Origin of the sequence: Desulfurococcus sp., assembly GCA_026626905.1 — an archaeon.
Classification (GTDB): Archaea; Thermoproteota; Thermoprotei_A; order Sulfolobales; family Desulfurococcaceae; genus Desulfurococcus.
On the sequence record JAPNUX010000004.1, the window covers coordinates 68,421 to 85,790 of the forward strand.

Annotated in this window: 15 protein-coding genes; 5 read left to right on the forward strand and 10 right to left on the reverse strand. The window is 46.7% G+C overall.

Translation table 11 applies throughout. The annotated features are described in order from the left end of the window. Positions 1–154: 154 nt before the first annotated feature. From OWQ48_04215 to OWQ48_04235, 5 genes are all read left to right on the forward strand, one after another. Entirely contained in the window at positions 155–307 is a 153-nt protein-coding gene (locus OWQ48_04215; protein MCY0868418.1) for a hypothetical protein, read from the forward strand. A gap of 73 nt (positions 308–380) precedes the next feature. After that, entirely contained in the window at positions 381–1,175 is a 795-nt protein-coding gene (locus tag OWQ48_04220) for a family 16 glycosylhydrolase (protein ID MCY0868419.1), read from the forward strand. 99 nt (positions 1,176–1,274) lie between these two features. Next, entirely contained in the window at positions 1,275–3,101 is a 1,827-nt protein-coding gene (locus OWQ48_04225) for an aldehyde ferredoxin oxidoreductase family protein (protein ID MCY0868420.1), read from the forward strand. 147 nt (positions 3,102–3,248) lie between these two features. Next, entirely contained in the window at positions 3,249–3,614 is a 366-nt protein-coding gene (locus tag OWQ48_04230; GenBank protein MCY0868421.1) for a CTP-dependent riboflavin kinase, read from the forward strand. A gap of 327 nt (positions 3,615–3,941) precedes the next feature. Further along, positions 3,942–4,502, forward strand: a complete 561-nt coding sequence (locus tag OWQ48_04235; protein ID MCY0868422.1) for a hypothetical protein — start codon at positions 3,942–3,944, stop codon at positions 4,500–4,502. A gap of 48 nt (positions 4,503–4,550) precedes the next feature. Here the strand turns inward: OWQ48_04235 and OWQ48_04240 are convergent, their stop codons facing one another. From OWQ48_04240 to OWQ48_04285, 10 genes are all read right to left on the reverse strand, one after another. Continuing rightward, a complete protein-coding gene (locus tag OWQ48_04240) occupies positions 4,551–7,991 on the reverse strand; it encodes a pullulanase (protein MCY0868423.1) in 3,441 nt (1,146 codons plus the stop codon). A gap of 106 nt (positions 7,992–8,097) precedes the next feature. Next, entirely contained in the window at positions 8,098–8,946 is an 849-nt protein-coding gene (locus OWQ48_04245) for an ABC transporter permease subunit (GenBank protein ID MCY0868424.1), read from the reverse strand. Further along, complete coding sequence (locus OWQ48_04250; protein ID MCY0868425.1) at positions 8,946–10,373, reverse strand: sugar ABC transporter permease; 1,428 nt, start codon at positions 10,371–10,373, stop codon at positions 8,946–8,948. The genes OWQ48_04245 and OWQ48_04250 overlap by 1 nt, the downstream gene beginning before the upstream one ends. Before the next feature lie 83 nt (positions 10,374–10,456). After that, the gene (locus OWQ48_04255) at positions 10,457–12,079 is read right to left on the reverse strand and encodes an extracellular solute-binding protein (GenBank protein MCY0868426.1); all 1,623 of its coding nucleotides are present in this window, start codon (positions 12,077–12,079) and stop codon (positions 10,457–10,459) included. 356 nt (positions 12,080–12,435) lie between these two features. Beyond that, entirely contained in the window at positions 12,436–13,053 is a 618-nt protein-coding gene (gene cas4 / locus OWQ48_04260; GenBank protein MCY0868427.1) for a CRISPR-associated protein Cas4, read from the reverse strand. An 89-nt stretch (positions 13,054–13,142) separates the two neighbouring features. Continuing rightward, positions 13,143–13,625 (reverse strand): class IV adenylate cyclase, encoded by a 483-nt coding sequence (cyaB, locus tag OWQ48_04265; protein ID MCY0868428.1) that lies wholly within the window; start codon positions 13,623–13,625, stop codon positions 13,143–13,145. A 182-nt stretch (positions 13,626–13,807) separates the two neighbouring features. Beyond that, the gene (locus OWQ48_04270) at positions 13,808–14,836 is read right to left on the reverse strand and encodes a histone deacetylase family protein (protein MCY0868429.1); all 1,029 of its coding nucleotides are present in this window, start codon (positions 14,834–14,836) and stop codon (positions 13,808–13,810) included. Positions 14,837–14,850: 14 nt separating this feature from the next. After that, on the reverse strand, positions 14,851–15,870 hold the full coding sequence (locus OWQ48_04275; GenBank protein ID MCY0868430.1) for a phosphoesterase: 1,020 nt from the start codon (positions 15,868–15,870) through the stop codon (positions 14,851–14,853). 57 nt (positions 15,871–15,927) lie between these two features. Continuing rightward, positions 15,928–16,512 (reverse strand): archaetidylinositol phosphate synthase, encoded by a 585-nt coding sequence (pgsA, locus tag OWQ48_04280; GenBank protein ID MCY0868431.1) that lies wholly within the window; start codon positions 16,510–16,512, stop codon positions 15,928–15,930. Continuing rightward, on the reverse strand, positions 16,502–17,368 hold the full coding sequence (locus OWQ48_04285; GenBank protein MCY0868432.1) for a TIM barrel protein: 867 nt from the start codon (positions 17,366–17,368) through the stop codon (positions 16,502–16,504). The genes pgsA and OWQ48_04285 overlap by 11 nt, the downstream gene beginning before the upstream one ends. Positions 17,369–17,370: the final 2 nt, after the last annotated feature.

The window sequence follows — 17,370 nt, forward strand, 5'->3', positions numbered from 1 at the left end:
AGCTCTAATCTGCTACCCACCACGCTCTACCCACCTAGAGCTTACAGTTGCTATTTAAATCGCTGGTATCGAAGGCTTCAACTAGAGAATACTTCACACAGCTCTACAATTGGTTTAAGATCCTTGCTATATTTAAGGAGAGGAGTCGAAGTCTATGGTTGAAGTAGCCTTACACGCTGCTTTACATGTAAGGCTTGCCGTCCTTATTATTCTCCAGCTTTCAGCTTTAAGTGGTATCAGTGTAGCTTTAGACAGAGACACTCGGAGAGGTGTTGAAGAGAGGGTGAAGCCTCATATGCTAGGATAGCTATGTAAGCTATTATAGCCACCCTAAGGTTTTAGACCGAGTGGTTCTACTAGCATCATACCTGGTGGTAGTAGTGGGGACTTCGCATAATCCACTAGAGCGATCCTCTACTGGTGGCATACACCCTACATACCGTTGCCTTGAGCGAGGGACTCCTTTCACAGATGACTTCGAGGAGATTACTGAGTACTGGCTTCTAAGAGGTGATGGAGTCCATAAGATTACAGTTGAGAACAGTTTACTGATACTCGAGGTTGGCCCTACTGAAGCATTATACTATAGTAACGCAGAGGTAAGTGACGGCGACTTCAACTGCTTGAGGTGGTGGGGTCACAGCATTGAGTTTAAAGCCAGGTATAGGGGCAGCCACTACGGCTCCTGGGGTGTCGGCTTCTGGAATTACAGCATGGTTATTGATAGAAGTATGCCATTATGGTTTATCTACCTGAGGAGTGTTGATCCAAGTTATCCTCTCAACGGCTTCTACATTCAAGCTGGCAGAGTGTTCACGCCGATAAAATACTTTACGGGTCCCCCGTTGGCCGTGAAGCTTGGTGCACGACTACTAAAACCTCTTCTACCCATAAAATTCACATCTCTGAAGCCCGTGAAACCAGATCTAGACTTGGAGTCATGGCATGTATACAGAGTGGAGTGGTCTAGTGGAAGAGTAGAGTTCCTGGTTGACGGCGAGCTACTAGCTAGAGTTGAAGAACCATCGGGAAGCGAGAGATTTAGAGTTGACGCATGGATTGATAACGCTGTCTTCACGCCATTAAAGAATGACTATGCTAGAGTCTACAGGCATGTCACGCATGAGAACAGGGCTCCTGCAAGACTAGAATTAGACTACGTGAAAGTAGAGTAAGCTAGCTTAACTGCGAGAGCCATGGTTATCCTGGGAGGAGTTGAGTGCTGAAAGCATTAATATAGCTCGCATCTACTGAAATATATTATTGTGATGTATATGTACGGCTGGTGGGGTAGAGTTCTAGTAGTCGACTTATCTAGAGAGAAGGTTAGAGAATTACATCTTGACGCCTCAGTATACGCGCTGTACGTGGGTGGCCGTGGTCTAGCTGTAAAGCTACTATGGGATCTCATTCCACCGGGCGTTGACCCTCTATCACCATACAATGCTCTAATTGTAGCCTCTGGGCCTCTCTCAGGTATGCCTGTACCGAGTAGTGGGAAGCTTGTTGTAGCCTCTAAGAGCCCGTTAACCAATGGGTATGGTGACGGCAACATCGGCTCCATAGCCAGCTACCACTTAAAGCGTACCGGCTACGATGCACTAGTAGTCTTAGGGGCTGCAAGGAAGCCTGTATACCTTTACATCGAGGATGGTAGAGTAGAGTTTAAGAGTGCCGAGGACTTATGGGGCCTCGACACTTTTACAACAGAAGATAAGCTTGTTAGAGAGCACGGGAGGAGTGTAGGTATACTGGAGATCGGGCCAGCTGGAGAGAACACTGTTAGGTATGCTACAGTAATATCGCAGAAAGGAAGGAGCGGGGGGCGTCCAGGTATAGGTGCTGTAATGGGGAGCAAGAAGCTGAAGGCTATTGTTGTTAAGGGGTCTAAGGAGCCTCTCGTAGCAGACTGGAGTTCTCTAAGAAAGGTCTCCGAGGAAGCCTACAAGAAGATACTGGGGAGCGAGGGCTACAACTACTGGATTAGACAGGGGACGATGGCTACAATACAGTGGAGTAATCAGAATAGTGTTCTACCAACAATGAACTTTAGAGAAGGGGTCTGGGAACTCTACGACTCCATTAGCGGCGACCTAATGGAGAAGCTTAAGACTGGTAGAAGAGGATGCACATTCTGCAACATGCAGTGCGGTAACGTTATTCTAGATGATGTAGGCGAGGAGAGCGAGCTAGACTACGAGAATGTTGCAATGCTGGGAAGCAATATCCTGCTAGACAACCTGAAGCGTGTCGGCGAGTTAAACAAGCTGGCTGATAAGCTAGGCATGGATACTATAAGCCTAGGGAACTCCATAGGCTTCTACATGGAGGCTAGTGAGAGAGGGCTTGTAGAAGAGAGAGTTGAATGGGGTGACTTCAAGGCTATCAGAGAGCTCGTAGTGGATACAGCTTACAGACGGGGGCTCGGCTCATTCCTAGCTGAGGGTGTTATGAGGATGTCCTGGAGTCTCAAGAGTGAGGCACTAGATTTCGCTATGCACGTCAAGGGATTAGAGGTTTCAGCCTACAACTGTCATACGACACCTGGGATGGCTTTAGCCTACGCCACCTCACCTATTGGAGCCCACCATAAGGATGCCTGGATTATAAGCTACGAGGTTAGAACTGATAGATCCTCCTATAGCGAGGATAAAGTAGACCGGTTAATCAGCCTTCAAGATATTAGGGGAGGAATGTTCGAGGCTCTCACTACATGCAGGTTCCCGTGGGTTGAACTAGGATTAGACCTCGAGTACTACCCTAAGATGCTTTCAGCTGTAACCGGGTTAGAGTGGAGCCTCGAGGACTTTAAGACTATAGCTAGCAGGGTATACACGCTGATCAGAGCCTTCTGGATACGCGAGCATAGAGGATGGAGCCGTGCAATGGACTACCCGCCGCCACGCTGGTTTAAGCACCCGCTCACTAAAGGACCCTACGCAGGCCACCGCTTAGACCCAGCTAGATATGAAGCCATGCTGGACGCCTACTACAGGAAGCGCGGCTGGGATCACAATGGTGTCCCAAGAAGGGAAACCCTTGTGAAACTAGGCTTAGAGTACACTATCCCAGTCCTCGAGGAGATAGTTGAGCTACACTAGACTACCCAGCTCTGTTTTATCCCGTCTGCCAAGCCCCTAACAAGAGGCTACGGGTTTTAGAGGTAAGCTACCATGCTTTCTCTAGAAGTATAGCGGGGATTAAAACAGGAGACTGCACGAATTATAGTATCACAAGCGGGAGAAGCCATGAAGGTAGTTAAAGGTAGGGTAGTCGACGGCCTAGGAGAAGGAGGCTGGTATGTTAAACTCTACAGTAGCATAATCGAGAAAACACTCGGGATAACTCCCTACCCAGGCACACTTAACGTGGAGCTCGTGGACCCACCCAGACTAGACTTCAAGGAACTTAACTACGTAGAGATTAAACCACCTAAACAAGGACTTGGAGGCCTTCTCGCAGTTAAAGCCCTAATTAAAGATATCCCAGTATACATTGTTAAACCAGTAGTAACCCGCCATCCCCCTAGCATTATTGAAGTAATCTCAGCACACCACTTGAGAAAGAAGCTAGGCTTGAAGACAGGGGATCTAATTGAAATAATACTGCTATAATAAAAAGATTGAAGTACAAGACTTGATTAAGACAGCCCATAGTTAAATACTCGAGCAACAAAGCTTCCAGAAAGTTTTAGAAGGATTAGCGAGACCTTAGAACCTGATTAGATGATTATTAATGAATAATTAAATTGGTATAACGAATACATTACAAGCTAAATATGAAAGTAAAAGTTAGAATATAGTCTCTAGTTTGGTGGATACTAAATCATGGGTGTAGTCTTTATAAACCTATTATATCGTATACTAGTAGCAAGGCATCCAACACATCACTAGTGAGTTCCACTGAACAGTGGTATAAATAAGGTAGTATAGGTGGCGGAGATGAGGAGAGTAGCTGCTTTAGCTGTTGCAGGAGTAGTGTTAGCGTCGATGCTTATAGTGTTAATCATAGTCCAGCATATAGCACCCGCTCTTGCTACCCAGCCAGGCTGGATTCATGAAAGAGTAGACCTAGTTAACGGGGTAACACTACGTGCTCCACCTCTCGATAACTGGTATAAGTGCGGGGTTGAAGAAAGCTCGAGTAGAGAGTGTTCAGCTTACATCTCAATTGATGCCGGCTCTAAACTTGGCGGTGGAGAGGTCAGAGATATCAGGTTGATTGGTGAGGCTGAGGGAGAGGGGAGCATCCCATTCAACTTCTATATTATGAGTGAAGCCGACTATCAGAACTGGATTAATGGTAAGCCCTACACAGCAATATACGAGAGAAGGAATGTAATGTCTGTTTCATTCAATATACCTCTCACCGTGGAGCAGGCTAGCTCACGAATATACTTTATTGTTGAGAGAGCTCAGGGTAGTATGCCCTCGGTAACCCCATTCTCTGCAGCCGTTAAGATTAATGCTGTATTAGAATGGGAGAGAAAAACAATTATTTGAGACATCTACAGGCAGATAGATACCTGGAGGGTTAAAATGAAGAGTGGGCTACCTCCTCATCCTCCCTGCTAAGAATCTACACCCTGCTAGGATTCCGGCTACAAGTCCTAGTATGAGTATAACTGTCAACCATGTTAGAGGTGCTGGCTGAGGAGCCTGTGTTAGTGTTGTAGTCACTGTTTCAGTTGTAGTATAGGTTTCCCTCGTAGTTACAGTCTCTGTGTGAATCTTTGTCTCAGTCTCCTTTAAGATCATTGTTGTAGTAGTCGTCTCAGTGATAGTTTCCGTTACAGTTTTAGTTGTAGCTGTTGAAGGCCCGAAGCCTTCTAGCTGTGCTAGCTTGCCTTCAGATGGATTAAAGCTTGAAAGAATCCTATGCTGGTCTTCGGCTGAAGGTGCCAGCAGGTCTAGTATGTAGGGGAGTACTCCATTCAGTATTGCGAGAGAGTAGTTTTCAGGCACGTATACTTGCCATTCACCACCTCCAACCACGAATGGTCTTATTTTATTCACGCCGTATCCATCATGACTTGTCACTGCTACTATGTAAACCCATTTATCGAGGTTCCCGGTATCGTAGAGTAGTTCTTTTGGCACTTCTGCTACAATTGTATTGCTAGCTTGATCAGCGTATACGTTGAATCCTCCTGTTCCTTGAACCACGGGTGCCTCCTTATCATAGTAGTAGATGGCTGATCTCTCGCCCACCGGGAGCGGATCGCTACCCCATCCAGGTGCTAGTAGTACTGCTATATGCCACTCGTATCCTGGTGCTATAGCTGCATTCAAGCCTATAGTAGTGTTGTTTCCACCCGAGCTGATCGTTGTATGAATATATATGTGGATCTGCTGGAGGCTCCAGCCGTTAGGCCCGCTCCACGGGTTGCCGCCTAGATCCCTGAAGGAGACCATGAAGACTACTTTATCCCCTTGATCCACTACTGTGAACTTCGTCATATCGAATACTCCTGGCTTGAATACAGCGTTGCCCGGGTATTTGTAGCCGCCGGGTCCATCATCATCTCCCTCGGGGTCGCTCATCGAGAAGACTACTCTGCCTGTCGGCATGGCGCGCGGTATCTGCACCTGGTAGGCTAATCCAAGTCTTGTCGAGTACTCTGTGATAACTCCATTCTTGTAGAGTACTGCTGCAAGGTATGTTATACCACCCTCCGGTAGACCCAGCTGCGTGTAGTCTACTGCAAGCTCCCCGGTGGTTAATTCACCCTCACTTTTCACTTTAATGCTTCCACTCCAGGTTGTCGTCCACCCGTTACTCGTCGCTGCTGATATCTTAACGGTACCGCCTGCTACATCTATTAATAGCTCTCTGACAAGGTATATGCCTAAGTCTACTTGGCTTCCACGCGGGTATACCTGGTAGCCTGGGTTGAAGGGTGAGAGGGATGTGGTAGGCGACGTGAAGTATAATCCTATCTCGAGGCCCTGTGTGTTAGTCGTGGTTAGATTGAATGCAATGTAGAGTTTACTCGAGCCTAGAAGCAGCATGACACTGTCTAGTGTTAAGCCTACAGGTATCTTTAAGCCGTTGCCGGCTGAGATTTCGGAAAGCCACTCCTCCTCTATGACACCATCTACTATAGGAGTGTACTTGGATGGTTTAGGTACATTAGTGTTTAATACACCTATAGGTGTACCATCAGGGTATGCTGTGACGTTAAGATAGCTTGGCGGCGTTAACCCGGCTAACTCGTAGGCTCTCCTCAAGTAGGATTTAAACAGGGGGTCGAAGGTCTGCGGGGATCCACCTCCATCACCACCATACCACCACCACCAGTCGCTTGCCTCGGCTCTCAGCAGGTTTAAAGCTATATCGTAGTGCTCAGCGTAGAGCTGCTTAAAGCTTCCTACCCCGAGCTTACCTAGTATATCGTTTCTAGCTTTAACAAGCCACATCCATGCAACATTCTCCTGCCTATCCCCAATCCATATCGCTAGCTCGCCGCCAGCCCAGGATCCCTCGGGTATGTACGCGTTAACCGTTTTCCTCGGTAGTGTAGAGTAGCTGTCACCATAGCTGTCTGGTGGTATATTCGAGATATCTCTGCCGGCTAGATCCAGGTACGTGTAGGGTTTCAGGGTTAACTGTTGTGCTATACTACTATACTTGTCTATGAATTCACTTGGCGTTGTAGTTGCTAGAACTCCTTGAGATTGAAGCTCTGTGAGCCTCTTGTAGAGCTCGTTAAGGAATAAATCGCCGAACTCCTCGTAGTTCTCCCACGGGTTCTCGCCATCTAGTGCTATTACAACCAGTCTCGGTCCGCTGGCAGCAGCCTTAAATGATAGTATCCTGTTGATTAAATCATCTACAGCTGCCTTGTAATTCATCCCGCTGTACTGGAAGCTTATGAGGTTGCTGAGCTCTGTGTTTCTGAATACAACGTAGATCCTGCCTTCAGGGTAGTCAGCGTACCATGGTACTCCGAGAATATTTATGCTTCCTGCATCCACGCCTGTCTTAGCTAGTATTGATTGATCTGTGATAGTCCACATGAGGCCAGCTCTCTTAAAAGCCTGCAGGACACCGTCGTTTACAGCCTGTTCAGCCGGCCATACTCCTCTAGGGGTAACCCCGAAGTACTTCTGGAAGAGTCTTAAGCTCTCGCTTACGTGGACTTCCAGGTCCTCTGAGAAGCCGAGGTCAACGAGGACTGGCGCCATGGGGTGGCTGTAGGGGACTGGGATCAACTCGACCTGATTTCTTGAAGCTAGCTCGCGGTACGCAGGTATTATCTCGGACATAATACTCCTGTGCACTAAGAGAACCTGCCTGAGATCCTCCACAGTGTAGCCGGGCTTGGCTGAGTTATACGCTCTCTGCATGAGGTCGTAGATTCCTGGGTACTTCTCTCTAGCCACTTGCGGATCTATCCATAGCAGGTTGAAGAGTACTGCTAAGTCCACTACACTCTGATTCCCACCCGTGGTAAACGTGTTCACCACGCAGGCTTCAAGCTCTGCTGACGAGCGAGCTGTCTGAGAGCACTGAGTCCACGCTGACTGAGCAAGAGTTTGGAGTTCGGAGAACCTGGGCGACCTGCTGACAATTCTATTCCAGTTTATATCGAAGAATCCTCCAGGTATCTGGAGCATCTTGAATATATCGCTCCTGGAAGCCGTTCCATTAACAATCTTCCATGATATTATCTCGCGGGCATCCATTAATCCATTCTCAACTATCCTGGTAAGCTGCTCTAGTAGTGAGCCGGAGAACGTGAAGGTGGCTTTAACGTCGGGATACTTCGAGAGAATATAAGCCATTTTATAGTAGTTTCCAACAGAGTGCATTCTAACCCACGGTAGTATAAGGCTTGAGTCATCAACACTATAATACCATGGCTGGTGGAAGTGCCATACTATTGAGACGTATATACCGCTGTCGCTGGCTGACACCACACTATTAAGGAGTAATAGTGGCTGAGCTAGAAGTAGAGCTACAAGCAGAGGTGCAAGTAGTTTTCTCACTACTACCACCCATGTTATCTACGTATATAGCATATTGTAGTGTATTGATTATAAAGTTTATCTATGATGAGGTAAAGCAGGAAGAAGAGGGAAAAATACTCTTCACTTAGCGCTTAAACCCTACCCTGTAGGCTTCACCAATATACCTCTGGGCAACCATGTAGATGACTATTATTGGGAACGCGTATATTAGTGAGAGAGCAGCGTAGAGTGATGGATCCTGTAGTGCCCGCTCACCGAACGCTGTGCTATATATGTATGCTCCAATACTGTTAACGCGTAGCAGGTTTGCTATGAAGAACTCTCCCCAGGCACTCATAAATGAGAACATTGTTATAGTGATTATTGCCGGCCTAGATGCTGGTAGAACCACCTTGTAGAGTATTTTACCCCAGCTGGCTCCATCAATGAAGGCTGCTTCATCAAGTTCTCTCGGAAGATCGTCGAAGAATGATTTGAGAAGCCACGTCTGGAATGGTACTAGGCCAGCTGTATATATGAATGGCAGAATGTACCATCCATATAATGGTATCCCATAGGAGCCCAAGACCAGCAGGAACATTAGTAGAGCTATAACAGCTACTATCCCGAAGCCGCCTCCAGCTTGAGTGAGAATCAGGTATAAATATAGTATTACATCCCTCCCCCTGAAGCGGAATCTTGAGAAGGCGTACGCTGCAGGTGTTATAAGAAGAATAGAGAGGATTATGGTCATCACGCTGAGAACTATGCTTGTCTTCAATGCATCCCAGAACGCTGGATCAGTAATAGCCTTCATGTAGTTGTCGAATGTTAGAGCGCTTAAAGCACTAGCAGGATTCGTTATCAAGATGGGTTTAGCGTAGAACGATTGGAGTACAATAAATAGTATCGGGTAGAGGAGGGCTGATAATACTAGCAGTCCTACCGCTGTTAACGAGAGTTTAGCTATGAATAAGGAGAGCCTGAATGCCATTATCTCTCACTCCTCCTAGAGACATACATCCATAGCGCTACATATGTCATTATTATAGCGACTACTACAATGTATGTTGCAGCTGCATAACCCCACTCCTTGTCTATGATAGCTCTATCATAGCCGAAAAGCATGATCATCTCGTTGACATTCCCTGTCTTACACCCCATCCAGGATACACATATCATTTGAGTAGGGCCGCCTCCATTCAGCAGTAATGGCACCATAAACGCTTGTAGTGAAGCACCTGTAGTGAGTATTGTAGCTACAATTAGAGGCCTGGATATCAATGGTAGCATAATGCGTCTAACCCTCTGCCATACTGATGCTCCATCAATATAGGCTGCCTCTATGATCTCCTTCGCAACACCTGAGAGAGCCCCCATTGTGACAGTCATTACGAAGGGGTATGCCAGCCAAGCCTCGAAGAGATTGTAGACTAGGAATGCATGCCACTCGTTAGTAAATAACTGTATCCCAAAGGCTTCCCCGAGTTCACCGCTAGGTGAGAAGAGTAGGCGCCAAGCTAACCCGGAGAGTAGTAGTGGTATAGCCCATGGAGCTAGTGCTAGACCTCTCATTAGCTTCCTACCGTATATCATTGGAGATGAGTAGAGGAAGGCTAAGCCTACCCCGATTAATATTTTCAGCGGGACACTTGTAGCCACGAAGAGCAGTGTCTTGTAGAGAGAGTAGTAGAAGCGCGGGTCGGTAAACAGCTTTTTGAAGTTCTCTAATCCATTGAAGTGCATTACCTTGGAGTCCCTGAGCGCTTTAACCTGTGTTATAAAGCCATCCATGTAGCTCTTAAAGTCCTTTGAGAAGTATCCTACAGCTCTTTCCGAGATCTCTCTGGCTAGTAGAAGCTTCTTCAGGATTTCATCCTTACTCATGATAATGTAGGTTGAAGCTACATCGGAGACTATGCTGTAGATGTTGCTTAGATCTCCTATAACCTTCGGGTCTATTATACTCATGCTAGTAGCAAAGTTGTAGCTACTGCAGTTTAGCTGGGAGCTCACTCTACCTGGTAGCAGCATTAACCTTAAAGCTTTGCTATTCAATGATGATATTGCTGAGGCCACCTCAGGATCCATTGAGGGATCGCTAGATGCGTTCACTACGTTTATCGTAGTATTTAAGTCTGCTATCAACCCCTGGAGGGTGGAGTTGACTTCAGCGAACAGCTGGGCTGCTATTCCAGCTATAGTCTCATTATTCTTCATGAACTCAGCACATTTTATTGCATTATCATAATCGCTTAGAACCTCGGGTGAAACGAAGACATTATCCTCCCTTGCGTTCGTAAAGGCTATTCCAATAGAGAATGCTAGAGGCCATATATTGAAGAAGAAGTAGAGGATTATGCTAGCTACTGCTAGGGCTACACCTATTTTAGCCGGGTACAAGTGGTGTCTGCGAGACACTATTTCACCCTTTGACAATCAAGATGAAGAGTTTAATGGAGTGAAAAAGTCTCATTAAACTTCTCCCCTAGATTCAATCTCACTTAAGTCTTAATCTTGCTGACTATATCACTATACGCTTGATCAAGCTGCTGATCTACAACGCTTAAAGTATCCTGTACGGCTTGCTCAACAGTTTTACCTGCCTGCAGGGCTTTCGTGTACTCCCCGAATATAGCATTCATGTAGGTGCCGACACCCCATACTATATCCATTACTGGGTCGTTCGGCATAGGCGTGCTTCTAAGTATCTGGCTGAGGAATCCATAGACTATTGGATACTTATTCTTATTCTCCTGAATATACTTTATCATGGTAGTCTTAACTGGCACGTAGTTATTCATATCTACAAGGGTCTTCAAAGCATTATCATTTAACGCCATGTAGAGCACGAAGAGCACTGAAGCGTACAACCGTTGCTTGTCGCCGACTCCAGCCATTATGGTTATATACAGGTTTCTAAAGCCGCTGAAAGGCTTTGGAACTCTATCACCGATATTTGGTATGGGTGCTACAATTATTCCGCTGACATTATACGTCTTTATTATCTGCGACATAGCCCATGGGCCAGTTATGATCATAGGTGTCTTTCCTTCAAGGAAGAGGTTTAACTGGTACGTGTAGCTTAAGTCAGATACATCTAGGTAGGGTAATACATTGCTTATATAGAATTTTAAGCCCTCCTTAGTTCCAGTCGAGTTCACACCTATAGACTTAGTCGAGGGATCATAATAGTAGCCTCCGAATGCTGTTATAAACGGGTACAGGTGGTAGGGGTCGGTTTGATGAGATAACCCATAGGTGCCTTTACTCGGATTAGTGAAAGCCTTCATTATCTCCTGCATCTCGCTGAACGTTTGAGGTGGCTGGGCTACTAGATTCTTATTAATTATTAAGGCTATAGACTCACCAGCATATGGGAGACCGTAGGTCTTTAAGTTATAGGTTACAGCTGAGAATGCTATGGGCAGGAACTGAGGGGCTATATCACTTACAATAACCTCTGACCCTAGCACATCCTCAAGCGGAATTATGTAGCCTTTATCAGCGAAGCTGCCAATCCAGTCGTGAGCCCAAGTGAAGATGTCGGGTACCTTGCCCACGTAGCCTGATCTCTGCTCGGGTGGTAGTGCTGCTATAGCTGATATCTGAGTTTTCAGCTGATCCATTGTAGCGTATGGTATCTCGACAATTGTTATTCCAGGGTACTCCTGCTGGAACATTTCAAATACCTTCTTGAAGGCTGGTCTTTCATTTTCAGCTAGCGCGTGTCCAAAGTATATTGTGACACTGGTCTTCCCGGCTTTAACATCCTCCACAAACTTCTTGAAATCACTTGGAACATGTATTGATACGCCTCCTATGACTACAATATTCTCAGCAGGTGTTGTCTGTGGGCTTGTTGTTGTTTCAGTGGTGGTTGGTGTGGGTGTGGTTGTTGGTGAGGGTGTAGTTGTTGTGGGTGTTGGGGTGGGGGTTGTTGTCTGCGTGGTTGTTGGTGAAGGTGTTGTAGTTGTAGTTAATGTTGGTGAAGGCAGTGGAGTCGTAGTAGGAGATGGAGTCGGTGTAGGAGGAGCCTGGCGTACTAGAATAACTCCCGCTGCTACTGCTACAGCTATTATTATAATTATGAGTAGTGCTTGCATCTTCGTTAATGCTTGACTCATACACGTCACCTTGTATTGTCCTAGTAACTCCCTTAAAGCTTATAAAGCTTATATAATTTCATGTAGTACATGCAGATATATTTACCTAATATCACTATAGTGGTAATAGAATAATACCTGACCCTATGTTCCACAGGATTCCACTTCAAGTATCTAGGTTAGCTAAGCGTACTCTAGGAGTTCCGCGGGCTGAAAGCAGCCTCTTAAACTACTAACTATCTATCAGTGCTCAAGACCTTCTTCACAGCTGTGCTCGAGCTCTGTTGACCCGAGCTCATCATCCGGTTAGAGTAACTCGGCAGATCCTTAATAATCCAGGGCTGGGATACGAGTATAAATGTAGAAGAATCTACTCGCTACCTGGCCTCCGTGGAGTACGGGCATATCCTCTTAAAGGCGCAGTAATTACACTCCCACGAGTATCGTGGATGAATTAAATCGTTGATAGTGTTCTTAAGGAGGTCTCCGACATCAATTCTCTCCTTCAACACCTCGTACTCCTCGATTTTATCTGGTGTGATGTATACTAGGATACCCTTCTCAGCTTCCAGTAGATTCAAGTAGATGTTCAGCTGCTCGATATGGTGTTGTCTTGGAAGCTCCCTAGATGACCTCGAAGACTTTACTTCAACTACTACTCCTCTACTAGGGTTGAAGGCGTCAACTCTTCCTTTAACCGTGTAGAAAGCTCCCTCAACCTCCACTTGCCTTTCAACACTGTACTCTACCTCATAGCCTTCTTCTCTCAGAATACTTTCTAGCCCGAGGTGGAGGAGCGTGCCGAGCACGGCTGAAGGCTCGAAGCCTAGTGTCAGCTCCGGATACTTTCTCCTAAGATGGTATTTATGGCTGCAGGAAACCAGCTCAGTCACGTATACTACATCCTTTCTCCTAGACTCCTCGAGCTTCTCAAGCTGCTCCTTCATCACACGCCTATACAGGATCTCAGTGACTAGTGTTGAGGCTACATGCACGCATCCCACCTAGAGTTTATGTCAGCTCACGCTAGCTTAATACTTGGAGATCCTTATTATACGGTGAGTGAAGTAGCATCCATGCTCCTTCACTCCACTGGCTGATCCACGCATCTCCCAGTTTCAAGGCATATCTCGAGGTACGTCTTCTCGACAGGCTCCACTATGCCTGAGAGCCTGTTAACAATACTGCTCAGGGATACCGTTGGCACTGCATCCTCTAATTCAACCTCGAGGAATAATCCCACGCCCACCAGCTCATCAATGTATGCTGTCATGCCCTCTCCGCGATACAGGCGTCTCTTCTTAGTGAATGCTGTAAGCGGGGTTACACCTATGTGTTCAAGCAGGCTTAGAAGCTTGGAGGCCTGGTTTAAAGGTAGGTAGACTTCTACCTCCAGCCTGGTTTTAACTAGACTACTCTTTTCAACACGTGGCCCCTTGTATGTTAGAAGAGTGTATCTCCCGCTTCTACAAGCCCTATACCTGAATCTAATTGCTTCATCTGTTAATGCTAGATCCCTGCAGGGGTGCTTAAAGTACACGTCTCTCTCAATGCATTCATCTACTATCCTGAATCCGTGTTACACCAGGTAGTCCTCAACTACTCTAGCATCACCCAGTATTCTCAGCTTAATCTCCCTCTCCAACGCTACGCACCAACACCTGTAGCTAAGATGTGAGGCCTGGTATTATCTTTAATCAACTATGAGGATCTCTGGGCCTATACGCTTTCTGAGGCATACTGGGCACCCTAGCGAATATACTTCTCTGCTATTCTAACAGCTCTTTCAGCGCTTCTAGCATTAGCTTCTCTAACTGTTTTCGGGGACTCCTTCACCGGGTATTCTACTTTAACCCCCTGGAGCCCTTGCATGAAGGCTGGTAGCCCTCTCACAAGCCCGCTTGAATACCCTCCCTCAAGGACTATCAGCGTCTTCACGCCTAGGCTACGTATTAGGCCGCCAATCCTGTAGTACGAGTACTCTGTTAAAGCTAGGTCTGTGAGACCATCGTTCATAAAACCGTCGAATCCAGCTGAAACTACAAGGGCTTCAGGAGAGTACTCTTCTACAAGCCTCCAGGCTAATTCAAGTACCCGTGTATAGGAGTCATCGCTCGTGTAAGGCTTCAGCGGGATGCCTACTTTAAGCCCTCTCCCGTCTCCCTCACCAATCTCCCCCGGCTTCCTGGGGAATACGGGTAGAGTCCTAGTGTCTTGGTGTAAGTCTACCTGTAGAACTCTACTAGTATAGAGTAGCTCGATGGAGCCGTTACCATAGTGAGCATCGAAGTCTAGTAGAGCTATTCTCTTCAACCCATTGTACATGAAGCCTCTTACAGCTGCTACAGCATTATTTAGAATGCAGAATCCCTGGGTGCGGGCTCCTCTAGCCTTACCCTTGAATCCAGCATGGTGGCCCGGCGGCCTCGCCACGTAGAATATTATTTCCCCGCGAGCATCAGCTGCTAGCTTGAAGGATGTGTAGAAGGATTCAAGTGCTAGAGTAAGACTGTCCTCGGAGAGGTAGGTATCTGGATCCAGGTCTACAGGGGTTGCCTTGGAGAGCTGGAGGAGTCTTTCAATGTAGTCCTCACTGTGGATTTCCCTTGCTACTCTTAATGCTTCACTGGGTTCTAAGCGGGGCTCATAGAACTCGGGCTCCACGTTCTTCTTCTTTAAGCCTTTAATTATTCTTGAGATACGCTCGGGATTCTCCGGGTGGGGGTATCTAGGCTTATGCATACGCATGGAGTTAGCTGAAATAAGAATGCGGGCCATTAAGTCAGCCTACTCTAAGCTGAGTAGTATACAGCTTGGTGTAGTATCTTTACCAGCTCCTGCTTGTCAATATCCTTGGGTAGCCTGACGATAGCGATGTTAGGGTGCCCGGCGATATCTAATGCTACGCCCTCCCCGACAAGGTATTTAGCCACTCGGTAGGCTCTCCCATGGGGGGCTTTGATTACTAGGAGAGAGTACTCTCTATTAGTACTTGCTAGCATTACGACTGGTGCTTTAAGTATAGCAGCAAGCTTTGATGCTAGAGCTGTAACACCTCTCCTCTTCCACTTGCTTCTAGCATCCACGAAGCGGAAGTCTCCGATTTTAACGGCTCCTACAGCCAGCTCCCTTGCTTTCTCAGCAACCTCTCTATCTCGTTCTTCAACTATAGCTTTAACCTCACTCCACAGCTTCTCGTTGAGAGGCATGGGTTCTGGTGTGGGTGCTGCAAGCCAGTCAACTATCCTAGACCATAGCTCAGGGCTTCTTACAGCTGTGAGAGCCTTAGAGAACATTTTGGTTAACTCGAATAGCTTCATGTACTCCTGTGGCACCCTCTTCCCTGAATCCATGTACTTAACGACTTCAACAAAACTCTTCAACCTCTGGTGAACGCTCACATTTCTCCTAGATAGCTCCTCGTATATTATTTCAGCTGTCGGTACCCTGTAGTCTACTAGGGCTTCATCAACTATCTCGCTGAGCTCTCTCTGCTTCTGGAGGCTTGAAACATGGTGGTCAACGAATATCACCTTTGATACCCCGAAGTGAGTCTTCATCATTTTAATAGTGTTGCCTAAGTGCTCACTGTACGGTATATCCAGGAATACTGCTACATCATATCCTCCCTTGAAGTCTGCGAGAAAGTACTTGATTCTATCGGGATCTAGTGGTATTTTATCAACGATAGCCTTGGATTCAAGGGGGTATAAGCCTAGCTTCTCCTGGCTGTACACTATGAGAGCTGTTGCTACAACCCCATCTGCATCCCAGTCTCCTGCAACAAGAACTCTTCTAACATCCCTGGACACTTTAAGCACCCAGCCTGTGACACTAAGCTTATCCTTAGTAAACCATCACTTTAAAACCTAGCTTACACTCCTTAAACGCTTGTATACCCATACAACTCTCTGAATTACAGTGGCTACTGAGAGAGCAGTCAGAGCTACTAGCGCTACTACTGCAAGCTCCTCTGAAACCATGTAGAGTATTAGAATGAAGACTAAGCCTATAATCCTCTCAGGCCTCTCCACTAATCCAACCCCGATCACAGGGACACCTAGGCTCTCGCCGCGAGCCCTCGTGTAGCTTGTTAAAAGAGATGCTACTAGAAGCACGGTGACACACAATTGGTTTAACCCTAGTAGTGTAAGCGACCATATCATGATTGAATCATTCACTCTATCTACAACCGAGTCGAGGAAGGCTCCGAAGCGGCTGGTCTTACCAGTAGCTCTCGCTAAAGCGCCGTCAAGCATGTCGAAGATACCTGAGAATGCAATGAAAGCCATGTATAGTGGAATACTATGAGTCGCAGTGAAGACTAATGCACCAGTGAGTAGCACCAGCATAGATAGCACGGTGAGTGTGTTAGGGTGAATATTCAATGCTACAAGGGGTTTAACCAAGAGGTTTACGAGCAGCGATACCTTCTCGCGGAGTCTATTCAGCAATACAGTTCTCACCACACGTATTCAAGCATGTATCCCTCATGACCACAGCATCCTGTTCTAGAAGAGGGCTTTCACTAATGAAGACTGCGTCCACCCCAGTCTCGCAGAGAGCTTCACAGACATACGTGAAGCCGGGGCCGTAGGCCTCCTCGCTTAAAGCGTGATGCATTCTCTCCCCGCCTCTACCATACTCTATCTTAGAGAAGTGGGTGTGGAGTGGTTTAAGGTACTCGCTCCCCAGCTCCCTCTCTATAACTTCAACTATCCCTACTACATCACTTTTACTTCTCACGAATCTCCCCATGTATCTTGCATAGAGGTGGGCGAAGTCTACAACAGGTCTCACACCACTAAACCTCCTCGATATCTCTACTATCTCACTTAAATCTCCGATCTGGCTGATCCTGCCTGCTGTCTCCGGCCCGAGGTAGATGCCCGTGTAGTTTCGTTTATCCCTGTACTCGACGACTCCTTCCAGGCTAGCTATTACTTTCTCAAGAGCTGCTCTCTTCGAGGGAGCATAAGTGTAGTAGCCTGGATGGAATACCACGATGTACGCCCCCATAGCTGAGGCAGCATCCAGCGATGATGTTAAATGCCTTATACTCTTCTCTACGATGCTGCTTCTACCAGCTAGATTAATGTAGTAGGGTGCGTGCAGGCTGAGCTTAACGTTGAATCTTGAGGCCTCAAGACCTAGGCGTCTTGCTTTATCCACGCTTATATCAACGCCTCTAACAGCCTCATACTCCATGGCGTTCAATCCAAGCTGCCTGATGTATCCTGGTGCATCTAGTATACTCTTAGACTTAAGCCCTAAAGGCTTCCCAGCTGGCCCAAACCAGTATTTAGGCATGC

Coding starts and splice junctions, on each gene's coding strand:
- OWQ48_04215 (MCY0868418.1), top strand. CDS start 155: ATGGTTGAAGTAGCCTTACACGCTGCTTTACATGTAAGGCTTGCCGTC.
- OWQ48_04225 (MCY0868420.1), top strand. CDS start 1,275: ATGTACGGCTGGTGGGGTAGAGTTCTAGTAGTCGACTTATCTAGAGAG.
- OWQ48_04230 (MCY0868421.1), top strand. CDS start 3,249: ATGAAGGTAGTTAAAGGTAGGGTAGTCGACGGCCTAGGAGAAGGAGGC.
- OWQ48_04235 (MCY0868422.1), top strand. CDS start 3,942: ATGAGGAGAGTAGCTGCTTTAGCTGTTGCAGGAGTAGTGTTAGCGTCG.
- OWQ48_04245 (MCY0868424.1), bottom strand. CDS start 8,946: ATGGCATTCAGGCTCTCCTTATTCATAGCTAAACTCTCGTTAACAGCG.
- OWQ48_04255 (MCY0868426.1), bottom strand. CDS start 12,079: ATGAGTCAAGCATTAACGAAGATGCAAGCACTACTCATAATTATAATA.
- OWQ48_04270 (MCY0868429.1), bottom strand. CDS start 14,836: ATGGCCCGCATTCTTATTTCAGCTAACTCCATGCGTATGCATAAGCCT.
- OWQ48_04285 (MCY0868432.1), bottom strand. CDS start 17,368: ATGCCTAAATACTGGTTTGGGCCAGCTGGGAAGCCTTTAGGGCTTAAG.